General features: G+C 73.9%; 15 protein-coding genes. 7 read left to right on the top strand and 8 right to left on the bottom strand.

Annotation, left to right across the window (positions count from 1 at the left end; translation table 11 throughout):
• Positions 1-22: 22 nt before the first annotated feature.
• Genes ACGFT2_RS23370 through ACGFT2_RS23380 form a run of 3 tightly spaced genes read right to left on the bottom strand, consistent with a single transcriptional unit; the run spans position 23 to position 1,199 of the window.
• Entirely contained in the window at positions 23-451 is a 429-nt protein-coding gene (locus tag ACGFT2_RS23370) for a PRC-barrel domain-containing protein (protein ID WP_393281379.1), read from the bottom strand.
• A complete protein-coding gene (locus ACGFT2_RS23375) occupies positions 448-1,056 on the bottom strand; it encodes a PRC-barrel domain-containing protein (RefSeq protein WP_393281381.1) in 609 nt (202 codons plus the stop codon). The genes ACGFT2_RS23370 and ACGFT2_RS23375 overlap by 4 nt, the downstream gene beginning before the upstream one ends.
• Positions 1,053-1,199: a hypothetical protein gene (locus tag ACGFT2_RS23380; RefSeq protein ID WP_393281382.1), complete on the bottom strand. Its 147-nt coding sequence runs from the start codon at positions 1,197-1,199 to the stop codon at positions 1,053-1,055. The genes ACGFT2_RS23375 and ACGFT2_RS23380 overlap by 4 nt, the downstream gene beginning before the upstream one ends.
• 316 nt (positions 1,200-1,515) lie before the next feature.
• Between ACGFT2_RS23380 and ACGFT2_RS23385 the strand changes: the two genes are divergently transcribed.
• The 7 genes from ACGFT2_RS23385 to ACGFT2_RS23415 all read left to right on the top strand — a co-directional run bounded on the left by ACGFT2_RS23385 (position 1,516) and on the right by ACGFT2_RS23415 (position 10,638).
• Positions 1,516-1,944, top strand: coding sequence for a phage holin family protein (locus ACGFT2_RS23385; RefSeq protein ID WP_393281384.1), 429 nt, complete (start codon positions 1,516-1,518; stop codon positions 1,942-1,944).
• The gene (locus ACGFT2_RS23390; protein WP_393281386.1) at positions 1,941-2,423 is read left to right on the top strand and encodes a DUF3618 domain-containing protein; all 483 of its coding nucleotides are present in this window, start codon (positions 1,941-1,943) and stop codon (positions 2,421-2,423) included. Before ACGFT2_RS23385 ends, ACGFT2_RS23390 begins: the two co-directional genes overlap by 4 nt.
• A 274-nt stretch (positions 2,424-2,697) precedes the next feature.
• On the top strand, positions 2,698-3,891 hold the full coding sequence (locus ACGFT2_RS23395) for a YbdK family carboxylate-amine ligase (protein ID WP_393281388.1): 1,194 nt from the start codon (positions 2,698-2,700) through the stop codon (positions 3,889-3,891).
• Positions 3,892-4,126: 235 nt separating this feature from the next.
• Complete coding sequence (locus ACGFT2_RS23400; protein ID WP_393281390.1) at positions 4,127-5,911, top strand: N-acetylglutaminylglutamine amidotransferase; 1,785 nt, start codon at positions 4,127-4,129, stop codon at positions 5,909-5,911.
• Between the two features lie 536 nt (positions 5,912-6,447).
• Positions 6,448-8,574, top strand: a complete 2,127-nt coding sequence (locus tag ACGFT2_RS23405; RefSeq protein WP_393281654.1) for a S9 family peptidase — start codon at positions 6,448-6,450, stop codon at positions 8,572-8,574.
• Positions 8,575-8,973: 399 nt separating this feature from the next.
• On the top strand, positions 8,974-10,068 hold the full coding sequence (locus ACGFT2_RS23410; protein ID WP_393281656.1) for a glutamate--cysteine ligase: 1,095 nt from the start codon (positions 8,974-8,976) through the stop codon (positions 10,066-10,068).
• Positions 10,069-10,203: 135 nt separating this feature from the next.
• Complete coding sequence (locus tag ACGFT2_RS23415; RefSeq protein ID WP_393281392.1) at positions 10,204-10,638, top strand: signal peptidase I; 435 nt, start codon at positions 10,204-10,206, stop codon at positions 10,636-10,638.
• 145 nt (positions 10,639-10,783) lie between these two features.
• Here ACGFT2_RS23415 and ACGFT2_RS23420 read toward each other — a convergent pair whose 3' ends face one another.
• From ACGFT2_RS23420 to ACGFT2_RS23440, 5 genes are all read right to left on the bottom strand, one after another.
• On the bottom strand, positions 10,784-11,443 hold the full coding sequence (locus ACGFT2_RS23420; RefSeq protein WP_393281393.1) for a DUF5825 family protein: 660 nt from the start codon (positions 11,441-11,443) through the stop codon (positions 10,784-10,786).
• A gap of 90 nt (positions 11,444-11,533) precedes the next feature.
• Positions 11,534-13,489, bottom strand: a complete 1,956-nt coding sequence (locus ACGFT2_RS23425) for a RiPP maturation radical SAM C-methyltransferase (RefSeq protein WP_393281395.1) — start codon at positions 13,487-13,489, stop codon at positions 11,534-11,536.
• Between the two features lie 92 nt (positions 13,490-13,581).
• Positions 13,582-13,707: a hypothetical protein gene (locus ACGFT2_RS23430; protein ID WP_362156174.1), complete on the bottom strand. Its 126-nt coding sequence runs from the start codon at positions 13,705-13,707 to the stop codon at positions 13,582-13,584.
• A gap of 57 nt (positions 13,708-13,764) precedes the next feature.
• Complete coding sequence (locus ACGFT2_RS23435; protein ID WP_393281397.1) at positions 13,765-15,543, bottom strand: alpha/beta fold hydrolase; 1,779 nt, start codon at positions 15,541-15,543, stop codon at positions 13,765-13,767.
• Complete coding sequence (locus tag ACGFT2_RS23440; protein WP_393281398.1) at positions 15,540-17,006, bottom strand: MFS transporter; 1,467 nt, start codon at positions 17,004-17,006, stop codon at positions 15,540-15,542. Before ACGFT2_RS23440 ends, ACGFT2_RS23435 begins: the two co-directional genes overlap by 4 nt.
• Positions 17,007-17,476: the final 470 nt, after the last annotated feature.

Here is a 17,476-nt window from a genome sequence, read left to right on the forward strand (position 1 = left end):
GCATCGGCACCCGGGCCCGGGCTCAGGCACGTGCCGCATGCACGACCATGGCATGGGAGCCGAGGCCGATGAGGCGGTCGCCGGTGATGTCGCCGAGGGCCGTGTACACGCTGAGGATCGTTCCCGAGGCGGGATCGAAGGAGACGTCCTTGACGGTGCCGTGCTCCACGCCGTACTCGGTCAGCACCCGGGCCCCGACGGCATCATGATGCTCCGGGACCTCGTCGTCCCCGGCGACGGCGGCGCCGCGGGAGCGTACGATCACGGCGTCCTGCCCGACGGCCTCCACCGCGCTCCAGGCGACGACGGCAGCGTCCTTCGGCGCTCCGGACAGACGCAGGCCGGCGACGCTGCGGGTGTGGGGATCGATGGTCAGGTCCTTCACGGTGCCGAGCGTCACCGCTTCGTCGGCGATGATCACCGGGAGGCCCCGGGCCTGCGTGAACATCATCGTGCGAGGCCTTTCTCGTCGGGTGCGGGAGTGCCCGCGATCGGCTGACCGGTCTCCGCGCGGAACGCCTCGACCTGGGCGCCGAAGCTGGAAAGGTCCTCGGCGACGAAGTGGCTCGCCCGCGCGGGCACGACCACGGCCTCTCCGGATACGGCCATCGTCTGTCCGCGGGGGATGAACACCTTGCGCCGGGGCTGGTCCGCGTTCTCGTGGGCGGCGACCTCGAAGCCGATCACCCGTCCACTCGTACCGGCCTCGATCACCACGTCACGCACCGTGCCCACCTCGGTGCCCTGATCGGTGACCACGGGCACACCGATCACCCGGCCGTGCCCGGCCTCGCCCTTCGCCACGACCGCGTCCCGGTCCTCGAAGACCGCCTCGCCCGGAATCATCACGGCCGCGGGCCCCAGGGCGTGCACCCCCGAGAACGGCAGGCTCCGCCTCATCGGTCCGGCCAGCAGGCCCCGCCCGCTGAGCGTGAACCCGGTGACACGTCCGCCCCCCGCGTCGAAGACGGTGTCCTTGATCTGCGCCACCGCCTCCCCGCCCAGGGTCACGACCACGAGCTTGTGCAGCTCGGAAGCGAGCATCAGCCCCGTCACGGCCGGCCTCCCCGGCCGGACCGGCGGCCACCGCGCACCGCGATCACCGTCCCGGCACGCCGCTTGGCCTGAACCGCCAGCATCGCCGCGCCCAGCAGTCCGACCACCGCGATGAGGAAGACCACCCAAGCCCACCACACCATTGCCGACCTCCTCCTGGCATCACCGTCGTCGTAACGGCTTCTCCTTGTGCTTCCGGCTGCCCGCAGGGCGGTCCCGACAAGCCTCCGGACGGCGACCGACGCCGCGAATTGTGGCTGAGCACCCCGTCAACCACCGGAGCGGGTCAAGTCGTTCGAACACGCGAGGGAGGCGGTCGGGGGCGACGACGGGAGCGGTGCCGTGCAGGCCGGCGAAGCCGCACGTCCTGAACCGGGCCCTTCGGGGTACCCGCGCCCACACGGGACGGCGCCGCGGCGCTTTCGTCCCCACGGCAACGACTGACGGGAGGTGATCGCCGTGACGAGTACCCAGCCGCACAACGCGTCCGATCGGCATGCGCCGGGCACGGAACCGGTGGGAGAGCTGGTCCAGCGTGCTTCGCAGCAACTGACGGAGCTGGTGCGCGGGGAGCTGCGTCTGGCGCAGGCGGAGATGAAGGAGAAGGGCAGGCGCTACGGCAAGGGCGGCGGGATGTTCGGCGGCGCCGGCGTCGTGGGCTTCCTGATGCTCCAGGCCCTGGTGGCCACCGCGATCGCGGCGCTGGCGGTACCGCTGCCGGTGTGGGCCGCGGCCCTCATCGTGACCGCGGTGCTGGGTGTGATCGCCGCGGTGATGGCGCTGACCGGGAGGAAGGCGGTCGCACAGGCCGCGCCGCCCACGCCCCAGCAGACGATCGAGAACGTGAAGGCCGACGTGGCCGAGATCAAGGAGAGTGCACACCGATGACCCAGCCGCCCCACGACGAGCCCACCGCCTCCGGCCCCGAGGAACTGCGCGAGCAGATCGAGCGGACCCGCCACGAACTCGGCGAGACCGTCGAGGCGCTCGCGGGCAAGGCCGACGTCAAGGCCCGTGCGCAGGAGAAGGCCGCCGAGGCCAGGGAACAGGCCGCCGCCAAGGCCGGGGAGTTGCGGGAACGGGCCGCGACCCAGGTGGGCACACTGAAGGCCAAGGCCGCCGACGTCGTCCACCAGGCACAGGACAAGCTCCCGGACCCGGTCAGGGACAAGGCCGCCCTGGGAGCCCGGCGGGCCGGCGAGGAGGCCGCCCGGGTCGGCAGGCTCTGGGAGGAGAACGCGCCCGAGCCGGTGCGCGCGAGGACGCTCCAGGGCGCACGGGTGGCCCGGGACAACCGCACCCTGCTGCTGGCGGCCGGCGGTGCGGCCGTCCTGGCCTGGCTGACCCTCCGGCGCCGCAACGGCTGAAGCGAGGGCAGGGGTGCCGGCGCGCACGCGACGGTCGGCACCCCGCCCATGCGTGCTGCACGCGACAGTCGGCACCCCGCCCGTGGTGCTGCACGCGAGGTGGACACCCCGCCCATGCGTGCAACGCAAAGCTCGTTTGAGCGCCATTTGTCATAAGATGTGAACTATGAGGCGTGTCGGAGGCTGATCAGGGGAACTCGGAGCACGTCAACCGCCCAGGCCGTCGGCAACTCGGCGTAACGGGCGGCTGTGGACTACTCGCAGGGGAGAGCCCGTGACAGCGCGCCTCGGAGCAGAAGAAGAGTTTCACGTGCTGGACGTGGAAAGCGGCCACCTCGTACCACGCGCCGGCGAACTGCTCGGCCGCATCGAGAGACCCGGCTTCACCGGCGAGTTGCAGCAGTCGGTGGTGGAGGACAACAGCGGCGTGCACGACTCGCTCGACGGCCTGTGGACGGACCTGGCCTCGGCCCGGCGCCGCCTCGACGCCACGGCAGCCCCCCTCGGCCTGGCGGTGGTGGCCGCCGGCACGGTTCCGCTGGCCGGCGTCGAACCCCGGGGCGTCACCGCCGATCCCCGCTACCAGCGCATGGCCGACGACTACCGGCTCGTCGCCGACGAACAGCTGATCTGCAGCGCGCAGATCCACGTCGACGTCCCCGACCGGGACACCGCCGTCCGCGCCATGTGCCTGATCTCGCCCTGGCTGCCGCCCCTGCTGGCCCTGTCGGCAAGCTCGCCGTTCTGGCTGGGCTCCGACACCGGCTACGCCAGCTGGCGGACCATGCTGTGGCAGCGGTGGCCCACCGCGGGTCCGGCCGGCTGCCACCCGGACGCCGCCGACTACGACCGGACCCTCGCGGAGCTGATCCGCTCGGGCGTCATCAGCGACGCCGGCATGATCTACCACGATGTACGGCCCTCCGCCCATCAGCGCACCCTGGAGCTGCGGATCTGTGACGCCTGCCCGCGGGTGGAGACCGTGGTGCTGGTCGCGGGCCTCTTCCGCGCCCTGGTGCACGACGCCTGCGAGCGCCTGTCCCGCACCGACGGCCCGCTGTGCGACGGCCGCCACGACCGGCTGCGGGCGGCCACCTGGCGTGCGGCCCGGTCGGGCCTGGAGGGTGCGCTGGTCGACCCCGTGACGCTCGCCCCGGCACCCGCCCCCGTCGTGCTGACGGGGATGCTGGCGGGGCTGCGTCCCGCGCTGGAGGCGACCGGAGACCGGGAGACCGTGCGGGCACTGCTCGAGGAGGCGCTGTCCGTGGGCAGCGCGGCGCACCGGCTGCGCCGGGCCGCCCAGGCCGAGGACCTCCGCGCCAGCATCGACCTGATGACGGCCGAGACCCGCGGCGAACGCCCGGCGCGACGCCCGTCGGCCGGCTCCCGGCGCACCACCCTCCAGCCGGACCCGCTGGGCGGTCACCCGTACGCCGGCAGATCCACCGCGCCGACGCCGAGCGCGTGATCCGCCCAACCTGCCGACGGTCCTCGAACGGGCGGGGCCCCCTCCGTCCGACCGGCGACCGTTGCCCGACCAAGGAGAGTCACACTTCCATGCACGCGACGAAGGATCTTCCGGCCCCCGATCGTCCGCTCCCGGGGCAGCCCGGGAGAGCAGCACCGTCCGGCTGCCGGCACGGCCGTACGGGCCGCGCGGGCTGCGCCGTGCGGCCCGCAGTCCGGGGGAGGGGGAGCCTCTGATGTGCGGTCTCAGTGGGGAGATACGGTTCGACGGCGAGCGGCCGGACGTCGCCGCGGTGGAACGGATGACCGACCGGCTCGCGCCGCGCGGCCCCGACGGGCGCGGGCTGTGGTCGCAAGGGCCGGTGGCTCTCGGCCACCGCCGTCTGAAGATCATCGACTTGTCGGACAGCGGCTCCCAGCCGATGGCGGATCCCCACGCGAGAATCGCCGGCGTCTTCAACGGCTGCGTGTACAACTACCGCGAGCTGCGTGACGAACTGCGTGCGCTCGGCCACGAGTTCTTCTCCGACTCCGACACCGAGGTGGTGCTCAAGGCCTACCGGCAGTGGGGCACCGACTGCGTCGGGCGCTTCTTCGGCATGTTCGCCTTCGCGATCGTCGAGCTGGACACCGGACGCGTGGTGCTGGCCCGCGACCGGCTCGGCATCAAGCCGCTCTACGTCGCCCGGACCACCGACCGGCTGCGGTTCGCCTCCACGCTGCCGGCCCTGCTGGCGGGCGGCGACGTCGACACCTCGCTCGATCCGGTGGCGCTGCACCAGTACTTCAGCTGGCACGCGACCGTGGCCGCGCCGCACACCGTGCTGAGCGGCGTGGGCAAGCTTCCCCCGGCCACCGTGCGCGTGGTGGAACCGGACGGAACCCACAGCGACCGCTGCTACTGGCAGCCCGCCTACACGCGCCGTCCGGAGCACACGGCCCTGAGCGCGCAGGACTGGACGGACGCCGTGCTGGACGCGCTGCGCACCGCCGTGCGCCGCCGCATGGTGGCCGACGTGCCCGTGGGCGTACTGCTGTCCGGCGGTCTGGACTCGAGCCTCATCGTGGCCCTGCTGGCCGACGAGGGACAGCACGACCTCGCGACCTTCAGCGTCGGGTTCGAGTCCGAGGGCGGCGAGGAGGGGGACGAATTCCACTACTCCGACCTCGTCGCACGGCACTTCGACACCCGTCACCACCAGCTGATGGTGCCGTCCGACCGGGTGTCGGGGGCGCTGGAGGCGGCCGTCGGCGCCATGAGCGAACCCATGATGAGCCACGACGTGGTGGCCTTCCACCTGCTGTCCGAGCAGGTCGCCAAGGAGGTGAAGGTCGTCCAGAGCGGCCAGGGCGCCGACGAGGTGTTCGCCGGCTACCACTGGTACCCGGCGATGGCGGACGTGTCCCGGCAGCGGGCCGCGGACGCCTACATCGACACCTACTTCGACCGGACCCACGCGGAGCTGTCCCGCATCATCGAGCCCGCCTTCCTGACCGAGCGGGACAGCTCCGCCGAGTTCGTGCGCGCCCACCTGGCGGCCGAGGGTGCGGACACGGCGCTGGACGCCGACCTCCGGCTGGACACGCACGTGATGATGGTCGACGATCCCGTCAAGCGGGTGGACAACATGACGATGGACTGGGGCCTGGAGGCCCGGGTGCCCTTCCTCGACCACGAGCTGGTCGAGCTGGCCGCCGCCTGCCCGCCCGAGCTGAAGCTCGCGGACGGCGGCAAGGGCGTCCTGAAGGCCGCCGGGCGCAAGGTCCTCCCGCGGGAGGTCGTCGACCGGCCCAAGGGGTACTTCCCGGTCCCGGCGATCAAGCACATGGCAGGCCCGGTGCTGCAGCGGGTCCGTGAGGCGCTCACCGCCCCCGAGGCCAGGAAGCGCGGCGTCTTCCGCCAGGAGTACGTCGCCGAACTGCTCGCGGCACCCAACGCGCACCGCACCCGGCGAGGAGCGAACACACTGTGGCAGGTAGCGCTGCTGGAGACATGGCTGCAGACGCACGGCGTCCGCTGACCGGCCGGGCACCGGGCGCCGAGAGGCAGGCGGCGCCGCTCCCCGGCGCCGGCCCGGCGGCCCGCCCACCCGGTACCGAACCACGCGACGGCGCCGCCGCCGGACGCGCCTCGGCGGGGGAGACATGGACCGGAAGCCCCGCACCAGCGGGAGGCCGCGCACCGGCGGAAGGCGGTGCGTCAGCGGGGGCGCCCGCGTCCGCGGGGGGCCCGGCGGCTGCGGAAGACGGTGCTCGGGTGGGGTCGTCCGCGTCGGCGGGGGGCATGGCAGCGGCGGAAGGCCGTACGCCGGTGGGCTCGTCCGCGTCGGCAGGGGGCCGGGCGGCCGCGGAGGCGGTGTCGCGGAAGGGGGCGGCGGTGTCGGGGGAGGGCGGCACGGTGACCGGAGCGGCGCCGGCAGGAGCACTCGACGCGCCCGCCGAAGGCTCTGTGGCGCCCGCCGGAGCCCTCGCCGCAGCTACCGGAAGCTCTGTGGCGCCCGCCGGAGCCCTCGCCGGGTATGCCGGAAGCCCCGCGGCGCCCGCCCGCGGCCTCGCGATGTCGGGGGCGCGACCGGCGCCCGAGCCCGTTCCGCTGCCCGACACCTCCGCTCCGCTCGACGTACCGCAGCCGCTGATCGCCCACGCCTGCTGGTACCCCTCCGTGGACCCCGGCGGCCGGCAGGTCGCCTTCATCTGCGACCGCACCGGTGTGCCGCAGCTGTGGGCCGGTCCCGTGGACGGCGAACAGGTGCATCTGCTGGACGCGGACCCGGACCCGGTGATCGAGGTGTCCTGGTCCCCCGACGGCCGGTGGATCGCCTACACGACCGCCCCCGGGGGCGGTGAACTCACCCGCGTCCTGTGCGTGCGCCCCGACGGCACCGGCCGGCGCCTGCTGGCCGGCGGCGAACCGGGCGCCTCCGCGCACCTCGGCTGCTGGTCCCCGGACGGCGCCGCCGTCGCCGTGACCGTGACCGAACCCGCGCCCGCGGGCCTCGCGCCCGCCGAACCGGAGGGGCCGGCCGCGACGCCGGACCCGGCGGCGGCCGCCCACGTGGGCGACTGGGCCGGCCGCGACGGCCGCGCGATCCTCCTGGGCGGACCTCACCTCACCTTCCCCTCCCACCCGCCCCACGAGGGGCCGGTGAGGACCGTGACGCGCGGGACACACACCGTGCCCGCCACAGAGCCGGGCCACCGCGCCCTCGCGGCCTACCTCGTCGATCCCGAAGGCGCCACCGCTCCGGTGCTGCTCGCGAGCGAAGCCGGGGCGCCGACCCTGCGCGTGTGCGCCCTGAGCCGGGACGGCGGACTCGCCCTGCTGCGCCGGGGGCCGCGCGGGCGCCGCGAGGCACTCGTCGTACGGCTGCGGGACGGCGCCGTCACCGGATCCGTCCGCGTCGCCGACGGGGATCCGTGGATCGGCGGCTTCTCGCCCGACGGCGGTACCGTGTGGCTGCGCAGCGACGCCGGGCAGGAGTTCGCCGCACTGGTGGCGGTCCGGCTCGGCCCGCAGGGACAGTTGCTCGGCCGGCGGGTCGCCGCGGCCCGCCCGGGCTGCGACCTGGAACTGCTCGCCCTCGGCCGGGCCGGGCACACCGCGGTGCTGTCATGGAACGTGCGCGGCGTCAGCGAGTTGGAGGTCACCACGCTGAGCGTGGCCGTACCGGACGCGGACGGCGCCGGCCAGGCCGAGCCGCCCGCGACCGCGGGCCCGTCCCATGCCCTCGAACTGCCCCACGAGGTGGTCACCCGGGTGGCACCCACCCCGGCCGCGGACGGCCCGGTGGTGGCGCTGTCGGGGTCCCGGCGCCGGCCGGGCGTGTGGTGGGTGCCCCGGGGTGTGGCGCTGCGCATGCCCTGGTCCGCGCGCGACGAGGACACCGTCCCCGGCGGCCGCCCGCCCGTCCGGCCCGTCCCGCTGCGCCCCGTCGCGCGGGACGGGCTGGAGCTCGGCGGCTGGTACTACCGTGCGCCGGGCCGTTCCCCGGAGGAGCCGGCCCCCTGCGTCCTGCATCTGCACGGCGGTCCCGAGGAGCAGGAGCGCCCGGTGCTGGAGCCGCTCTACCACGAACTGCTCGGCCGGGGACTTGACGTCTTCGCCCCCGACATCCGGGGCTCGTCCGGATACGGCCGTTCCTTCGTCGACGCGGACCTCGGCGACGGCCGCTTCGCCGCGCTCGAAGACGTCGCCGCCTGCGCCGCCCACGTGATCGTGGCAGGACTGGCCGACCCGCGCCGGCTCGCCGTGATGGGCCGTTCGTACGGCGGCTATCTGACGATGGCTTCGCTCGTCTGGCACCCGGAGCTGTTCCGCACCGGCGTGGCGGTGTGCGGGATGTCGGACCTGACGACCTTCTTCGCCGGCACCGAACCGTGGATCGCCGAGTCGGCGGCCCACAAGTACGGTCACCCCGAGCGCGACCGCGAGCTGCTGCGGGCCCTGTCGCCGATGAGCCGCGTCGACGCGCTGCGCGTCCCCGTGCTGGCCGTGCACGGCGAGCACGACACCAACGTGCCGGTGGGGGAGTCGGAGCAGTTCGTCAGGGCTGCGAGGGAGCGCGGACTGGACGCCGAACTCCTGCTGCTGCACGAGGAGGGGCACGAGTTCCGGCGCGCGGACAACCGCCGCCTCTTCCGCCGCACGGCCGCCGACTGGATCCAACGGCACCTGGCGACCTGACGCGACCGCGGTCCCGCCGGCCTGCGACGGGCATCCCGCGACCGGAACGCGGAGCGCGGAGCCCTGGCGTGTCCTCCGGCGTGTCCCGACCGGCGTCCGCCGGCGGTGATCCGCGGCACCGCACCTGCATGTTCGGCATGGTCGAACCCGGCCCGGACGGCTCGCGTCCGTGCATCTCGCGTCCGGCGGCCACCCCCGGCTCTCGTCCTGCGCGCCGACGGGTGCGCCGGATTCCTGCGCGTGCTCACCGGCGTCGGCCTCGACCAGATCTTCACACTCCACCCGGCGGTGGACGCCTTCGACACCTGACCCGCCAGCGCGTTTGGAACTCCGGCCGCGGTGGCACTTGGAGCGTCCCGGCACACGGACGGGGCGACGCCGGATGACGGGAGGCCCATGATGACGACCGTCGGCGTCGAAGAGGAGTACCTGCTGGTGGAGCCGGTCAGCGGGCGGCTCGCGGCCCGAGCGGAGAAGGTACGCTCCGCGGCCGGCCTCGAGCCCTTCGTCGCGGCTCGGGAGATCCAGCCGGAACTCCTCCAGGCGCAGGTCGAGGCCGTCACCCCGGTCTGCGAGTCGCTGGACGAGGTCGGGGGCCATCTGGTGCGGCTGCGGCACGCCGTGGCCGGGGCCGCCGAGGCACACGGGTGCCGCCTCGTCGCGAGCGGCACACCGCCGCTGCGCCAGGCCCTGCCCGTCCCCGTCACCGATCAGGCCCGCTACCGCGCCTTGCAGCAGCAGGCACCCCAGCTGGTGGCCGAGCAGATGGTCAACGGCATGCACGTGCACGTCGCCGTCCCCAGCCGGCACATGGGCGTCCAGGTCCTCAACCGGATCCGGGTCTGGCTTCCGGTGCTGACCGCCATGGCGGCGAACAGCCCGTTGTGGGACGGGCACGACACCGGCTTCGCCAGCTGGCGCACCGTGGTGTTCGACCGCTGGCCGGTCAGCGGCGTCCCGCCGTGCTTCACCGACGACACCGAATACGACGCACGGGTACGGCTGCTGCTGTCGACCGGGGTCATCGCGGACACCGGTCAGCTGTACTGGCAGGCCCGCGTCTCCGACAGCTACCCCACGGTCGAAGTCCGCTGCCCGGACGTGCAGCTGCGCACCGACGAGGCCGTGATGTTCGCCGGGCTCGTACGTGCCCTGGTCGACACGGCGATGGGGGAGGTGGCAGCCGGCACGGCGGCGCCGGAGGCGCATGCCGAACTGGTGGACGTGGCGATGTGGCAGGCGGCCCGCCACGGACTGAGCGGCGACCTGGTCACCCCCCGGGGCGAGCGCTGCCGGGCGGGCGATGCCGTGTACGGGCTGGTGGAGCACGTCGGACCCGCTCTGCGCGCCGCGGGCGACACCCGTGAGGTCACCTCCCTGGTCCACCGGCTGCTGCAGCAGGGAACCGGCGCGGACCGCCAGCGTCAGGCGCTGGCCGAAGGCGGTCTCGACGCCGTCATCGACATGCTGATCGACAGAAGCGGAATGTCCTGAACACCGCGTGCCGACACCGCCGCCGACACCGCACGCCGCTCCGGCGGCCCCTGCGGCCTGCCCGCCCCGGCCTGTTGCCCGAGGCGCCGGCTGCCCCGTGGGTGCTGACGCGGCCGGCTGCTACCTTCCGGAGACATGACCGACAGCGTGTACGTGGGCAATGCGGGCAGGGACGCGGCACTGGACCGGGGGTGGCTGCTGGGGCACTTCAAGGACGCCTCCGATCCCCGGCACAGCGAGGACGTGGAGATCAGATGGGGCGTCCACCCGCAGGGCGACGAGCGGGCTCGATGGGTGACCGGCGAAGAGCGCACCGCCCTGCTGGTGCTCATCAGCGGGCGCTTCCGGGTGCAACTGCCGGGCCGCAGCGTTCTGCTGGCCCACCAGGGGGACTACGTCGTGTGGGGCCGAGGCGTCGACCACTCCTGGTTCGCGGAGGAGGAGTCCGTGGTGCTGACGGTCCGCTGGCCCTCTGTCCCCGGCTACAAGCTTGCGGATGATAGCGATTCCGCTGCTGGGCACGGCCGTTCGCCCGGTACCGCGACCAGCACGGTCGTACGCCGTCCGTGAGCCGCCGTCGCGTCCGCACCCGGACGGCCCGGCTTGACGCCGCGTGGTGGCAGCGGTTCGAGCCGGGCCCGCCTGCCGTTCGTCGGATCCCCCCGCCGCACGGCAGGTGATCGTCGACGATCGGGATCCACTCCCGTGACGGGCCCTACACGGCCATCGCCTCCTGCAACCAGCGGGCCACCCGGTACGGCAGCCACCAGGCGAGGTCGTCCGCTCGCAGGACGAGATGCTCGGCAGTGAGTTCCTCCAGGATGTCGCCGGCGACCTCGGTGTGGTGGGCGCCCCGGTCGAGCCGGGCGACGGCCCCCGGATAGCGGGGGTCGTCGGCGGTGAAGCGGCGCAGGTCGCCCCAGCGCCGGTCGCGGATCTGCAGGAACCCAGGGCCCTGACGCCACACGAGTTTGCACAGGTAGTGCCGGGTCCGCCAGGCCTGCAGCGCGGTGTCGGCCTCGGTGGGGCCGGTCACGGTGCGGGGCGGCTGCAGGTGCGACAGCACCTTCCAGGTCTCCTCGGCGGGCCCCGCCGGCAGGTGCAGGTCCCAGTCGACCTGTACGGCCCGCGCCGTCAGGTCGCGGACCAGGCAGAGCCGGTCGATCGCGGCCCGGGCGGCGGCCCACCCGGGCGTGGCGAGGTCCACCGGGCGGTCGAGTTCGGCGCGGCGCGCGCCCATGCTCCACAGTCGTTCGGCGGCGCCGGGTTCCGGGGCGAGTGGGATGCGGCCCAGGGACATGCCCGGCAGCGTCCGGGCGAGGGGGTCGTGGTCGCGCCAGGCCAGGACGGCCGGGGGCGGTGGACTGGCTGGCATGACGGCTCCTTGTGCTTGGCCGGGAGGCGTACGGGGCGGACCGGATCAGAGGGGAGGGGACGCGAGAGCGGCGCCGCGGGCGGGCGGGCTTCAGGGCAGTGCCGGAGCCGGAGCGGGACGGGCCGTCGTGACGGCACCCGACGGCGGTTCCGACGCGGGGCGGGCGTACAGGTGGTTCATGTAGTCGAGGCGCAGCAGGTCCTGGTTGACGGACGCGGGTGCGATGTGGACGTACTGGCCGGCGTCGGTGAAGGTCACCCCCAGCGCCGTCCACTCGTCCAGAAGCGCCTGGACCTGCTCCAGGGTCCGATCGGCGAGCGCGGGGTCCGCCGTGGCCTTGCGGTGCAGGGCGGCGGGGGAGTGCGGTTGGTCGAGGAGCCGGAAGAGCGCGACGCCGAACGGGTCGGTCAGGCGAAGCGTCCGCCAGTCGAACGAGTGCCGCCGGCTGACCAGCACGATCTCCTCACCGAGGTCGGTGTGGGTGAGCCGGGAGTCGGTGTGGTGCTTCTTCCACGCGGCGATACCGTCGTTCAGCCCGCTCACCGTGTCCTCGCCGATGCCGCGTTCCGGCGCCTGGAAGACATAGGCCAGGCCGTGCAGTTCCTCCTCCGGCAGGTCGTAGGTGAACAGGTAGTGCTCCTCCGGACGCAGGCCGGTGAAGCCCAGTTCGGGCCGGTTGAAGTAGGGGCTGAAGCGTTCGATGGCGATCCTGGCGGACAGGTCGACCGGCGGGTTCAGATGCTCGAGCGCGGGCAGCTGGCGGATGACGGGGTCGTAGTCCTCGGCCGTCTCCCCGGGGAAGCCGTGCAGGTAGTTCCAGGACACCGACAGGCCCGTCTCGGCCGCGTCCCGGAGCATCCGTACGTTCTGGCAGCCGCTGACCCCCTTGTCCATCAGGTCGAGCACCCTGCTGTTGAGGCTCTCGATGCCGGGCTGGACGTAGATGAGCCCGGCGTCGGCCAGGACCTGCAGCTGCGGGCGGCGCATGTTCGCCTTGATCTCGATGTGCATGCGCAGGTCGTAACCGCTGTCGATGATCCGGGGCAGCACAGTGGTGAGGTACCGCATGTCGAGGATGTTGTCGACGACGTACATGTCCAGGACGCGGTGACGCTCCGCCAGGTCCATGATCTCCTGGTAGAAGGTGTCGGGGCTCTTGCTGCGGAACTCCATGAACGAGCCGTTCAGACCGCAGAAGGTGCAGTGGTGCTTCTCGCCCCACCAGCAGCCGCGGGCGCCCTCGACCACCAGCTTCGGCTCCACCCAGTTGCGTGCCACGGAGGCGGCGAGGCGTTCGAAGTAGCCGCTGTAGTCGGGCGGCAGGATGGCGGCCGGCGGCAACGGTCCGGTGGGCATCGGGTTGGCGACCGAGGTGCCGTCCTTGCGATGGCACAGCCCCGGGAGCCCGGCCGCCGCGTCGGCGCCCGCGCCGTCGCGCAGCGACTCCAGCAGCCGCGGGAAGGCGTCCTCGCCCTCACCGCGCACCACGAAGTCGACGAAGGGGAAGTTCCGGTGCACGGCCGCGCCCTGTTCGGCGTCGCAGTTGGCGCCGCCCATGACCGTCACGATCTGCGGAGCGAGCCGCTTGATGTGCCGGGCGGCCGCCAGCGCGGCGGTGTTCTGCTGGAAGGTGGACGTCAGGCCCACCACGTCGGGGGCGAGGTCCGCCACCCGCTGCGCGATCTGCTCCACGAACTCCGGTACGACGGCGTGCAGTTCCCGGGTCATCCGCATCCGCGAGGAGCGCAGCTTGCCGCTCATCACCTTGGTGAACTCGGCGTCCTTCCAGGCGGGGTCGTCGTACAGGGCGCTGGAGAACACCCAGTCGCCGCAGCCGAGGAAGTAGGAGGACAGCGCGTAGTACTCGTAGTCCTCGGCGGAGAACTCGGTGCGCCGGGTGATCCAGTCGGTGAACTCGAGGTTGGCGTGCAGCACTTCGCACGTCGCGCCCGCGACGCGCTCGTCGACACTGCGTTTGAGGATGCCCAGGGCCAGGGAGGGCAGGTCGATGGGCGACCACGGCATGTTGAGGAGGAGAACGCGCACGGACGGCTCCTTGGATGAGAGCGTGGGGTGACGGTCGGGAGGGACGGCGAGCCCGGCCGGCCCGCGCGCACGCGGGCCGGCCGGACGGTGAGTCACTCCTCGTTGTCGTCGCCCTCGTCCGCGTTGCGGAACGGGACGGTGATGGTGATGCCGATGCCCGGCTTGCGGTTCTGCTCGTCGCCCGCGAGCGGGTCGTTGTGGATGATGTCCTTCTGCACGGTGCTTCTCCTTCTGTGAGTGGCGTGGTGCTGTGCACACCCGGTCCCGCTGTGGCCTCAGCGGGACCGGGGCCCTCCGGCCGGAGCCGGAGGACGTCCAGGGGCGCGGGGCGCCGGTCGGGGCAGCCGCGCGCGCAGGAAAGAAAGCGAGCGGCGCAGCACCGCTACGTGCGCCGCGCCGTCGTAGCCGTCGTGGCCGGTGTCGAGCCACATGGCCTCGTGGGGTACGCCCGCGGCGGTCAGCGCCTGGAGATAGGTGCGGATCTGCCCGGGCGGGCACTTGGTGTCACGGTCGGCGCCGACGACGAGCAGCGGCGCCGTGACCGAGGACGCGTAGGTGAGGGGCGAGCTGCCGGCATAGCGCTCGGGCACCTCGTCCGGGGTGCCGCCGAACATCCGGACGTCCAGGGCCCGCAGGGCCGGGGTGGTCGCCCGGTGCGCGGCGGCCCAGTCCGCGACCGGTTTGACGGCCACTCCGGCCTGCCACCGCCCGGGACGGCTGCCGAGCGCGAGCAGCACCAGATAGGCGCCCCAGGACACCCCCCACAGCGCGACGGCGTCACCGGCGATCAGCCCGCGGGAGACGAGATCGGCCCGGACCGCGTCCAGATCCTCCACCTGGGTGTGCCCCACTCCCGCCGGGAAGGCGCGCCGCCAGCGCGGCCCGTACCCGGTGGAGCCGCGGTAGTTGACGCGGACGACCGCGTATCCGGACGCCACCAGGGAGTGCACCGTGCCGTCGTAGGCGTCCCGGTCGTGGTCGGCCGGCCCGCCGTGGACCAGGAAGACGGCGGGCGGCGGCGCGCTGCCGGCCGGCTCGGGCAGGCCGAGCAGGGTGTGCACGGGTCCCGACGCCGTGGGCGTCCAGCAGTCCGTGTGCCGGCCGGGGACGACGACCGCGGGGCCGGCCGGCGGCAGGGCGATGCCGTCCGTGGCCCGCAGGACCGGCCGGTGGGTGGTCGCGGTCCACAGGTAGTCGACCGCTCCGACGGCGCGCGGCGCCGCGTCCAGCAGGGTGCCGGCGGGCGTCGGCACGAGGCCGCGGTGCCTCGTGCCGAGGTTCACCCGGTGCAGCAGGGAGCGCCCGTGACGGTCCTGACGTACCAGCACCTCGCGGCCGTCCGGATACCACCCGGCGCTGACCTCGGTGTCGAAGGTGCACCAGTGGTGGGTGCGCAGACCCTGCCGTGCCGTCCACGTGGCCAGGGCGTAACCGTCTCCGACATCCCGGACCAGGAGCAGCTCGCCGCGCCCGCCGGTGGACGCGAAGCCCTGGCACCACAGTCCGGGACCGGTCAGGTCGGCGACGGTCCGGCCGTCACGTGTGACGACCGAGACGGCCACCGCGTCGTCGGCCGAGGCGGCCAGGGCGATCAGTTCGCCGTCCGGGCTGACGCCGGCGAGCCGGCACGGCCGCGTCGTACGCAGCACCTCGCGCGGGACCTGGCCCCGCCGGCCCATCGCCACCACGGTGCACCGTCGCCCGGCGACGGCGGCGGCCACCGTCCCGTCCGCGGTGACGGCCAGCCCGCGCGGCAGTCCGGCCGGCGCCCCGGGCAGTCCCGGTAATCGCGGGCCGCCCTCGAAGCGCTGGAACCACCAGCGGCCCGCGCCCGACGCGTCCTCGTCGAACCACCACACGTAGCCGTCGGCGTCGATCGCCCGGTGCACGGTGCCCACCCGGCTGCTCGTGACCTGCCGGACCCGACGGCTCTCCGCGTCCCACGTGAAGACCTCACAACGTCCGGCGGCGTCCGCGGTGAAGACCATGCGGCGCCGGTCGGCAGGGCACACGTCGGGCAGGGCGGCGAGGAACACCTGGTACGCGTCGGTCATGGCCGGTCTCCCGCCGCCGAACGCGTCGACGGGCCGGTGCGCCCGGGTCCGTCCGCCGGCCCGGGTGGGCCCGGCACCGTGGCCGCGGATCGCTGGGTGTGCACCGCCAGTACGGCGAGGACGGCTCCGCAGCACAGGGCCGGGAGCCGGCCTCCGCCCCAGCCGACCAGGGCGGCCGCGCACACCGGGGCCAGGGCGGCGGTCGTCGTCGCACCGGCGGCCAGTACGGCGCCGGCCCGCGACTGCAGCTCCTGCGGTGCGGCCAGCACGGCCGCCGCCCCGAGCACGACGGTCACCACGGGCAGCACCGCACACAGCGTGGAGAAGCACAGGGCCCACACCCACGGCCCCTCGGCCACCGACAGCGCCGCACACGGCGGCAGGAGCAGCCAGGTGGCCGCCGCCAGCGAGCGGTGTGCGCCGAGCCGCCGTACCACTCGGGCCGCCACCAGCGAGCCGGCCAGTCCCGCCGCCCCGGACACCGTGAGCACCCCTCCGGTCACGGCACCGCCCGACCGGCCGCCCAGCACGAACAGGGCGGTGTAGAAGAGCAGGGCGAGCATTCCGCTCGCCACCGACGACCACAGCAGCACCAACCGCAGCACGGGGGAGCGGAGCACCACCTCCACACCGGCCCCCAGCTCGCCCCCGATCCGTCCTGGAACACCGGTCGTGCCGGTCGTTCCGGTCATGCCGGTTGTGTCGATCGTGCCGGTTGTGTCGATCGCGCGGGTTGCGTTGATCGTGGGGGGTGTTCGGGTGGTGCCGGGCGGCGGCTCGGCCGTACCGCCCGTCGGCTGTGCCGGCGCGGTGTGCGGGTCGAGGCGCCCGCGGATCGCCCGCGTGCCGAGCGCCGCCACGGCGTAGGTGACCGCGTCGACGGCGAACGGCAGGAAGCGGCTCACGCCGAACAGGACACCGCCCAGCGCCGGTCCCAGCACCAGCGCCGCCTGATCGCCCGCCTGCAGGCCGGCCACGGCCCGTGGCATGTCGTCCGGCGCCGCCAGCCGGGACAGCGCACCGCGCGCCGCCGCCTCGTACGCCGTCGCGGACAGGCGCTCGGTGAGCGCCAGACCCAGCAGGACCCACAGCGGCGGATGGCGCAGGCAGGAGACGGCCAGTCCGGCCATGGCCAGCGCGGCCAGCACCGCCGACGCGGTCATGAGGGCCCGCCGGTGGCCCCGGTCGGCCGGCACGGCGATCAGTGGCCCCAGCAGCACTCCGGCGATCGCGGCGGCACTGGCGAACGCGCCCGCGGTCGCCGGGCCGTGGCCCAGATCCAGGAGCAGGAGCGGGAAGACCAGTCCGGAGGCCTGACTGCCGAGCGCGTCCACGGCGTTGACCCACCACAGAACGGCTGTGTCGCGGCGGCCGCCCTTGCCGGCCCCGGCCTCCTGCCGCGGGGGAGCGGACACCGGCGAGGGCGCCGGCTCGCCGTCCACATGCCGCGGTACGCCAGACACGTCGATCTCCCCCACCCCCTGAAACGCCCGGCGGCCGCCGCCGGAGGTGACCGGCAGAGGCGTGCGGAAGCACACGGCGCACGCCGGAACCGGCCGCCATGTGTGGAAAATGTGTGCGAAGTGCGAAAGCGAGCCGGAGCCTAATCACCCCGGTGCCGGGGGAACAAGGGCCCGGTGGTCGCCTCGCTCCCCTGCGCCGCACGCAAGTTGGCCGACAGTCGACTAGCCCCTCGCTCGCGACCGGCGTCCGCGCTGCGGTACCGCGGCGGTCCCGTCCACGTGCCGCCGTGTAGGGGGCGCGGCACTTCGCGACAGCGCACTCCAAGGAGTCCGGGCCCCGTCCGCCCGCAACCCGACGCCGCCGCTGTCACCGGCAAACGCCGACGTCCGCGTGGTGTCGCACGGACCGGCACACAGGTGCCGCGCGGTCCGGGTCCGGGAGTTGCGGCCCGAAACGAAGGCGTTCGCAG

Origin of the sequence: Streptomyces sp. NPDC048514 (genome assembly GCF_043199955.1) — a bacterium.
Lineage (GTDB): Bacteria > Actinomycetota > Actinomycetes > Streptomycetales > Streptomycetaceae > Streptomyces.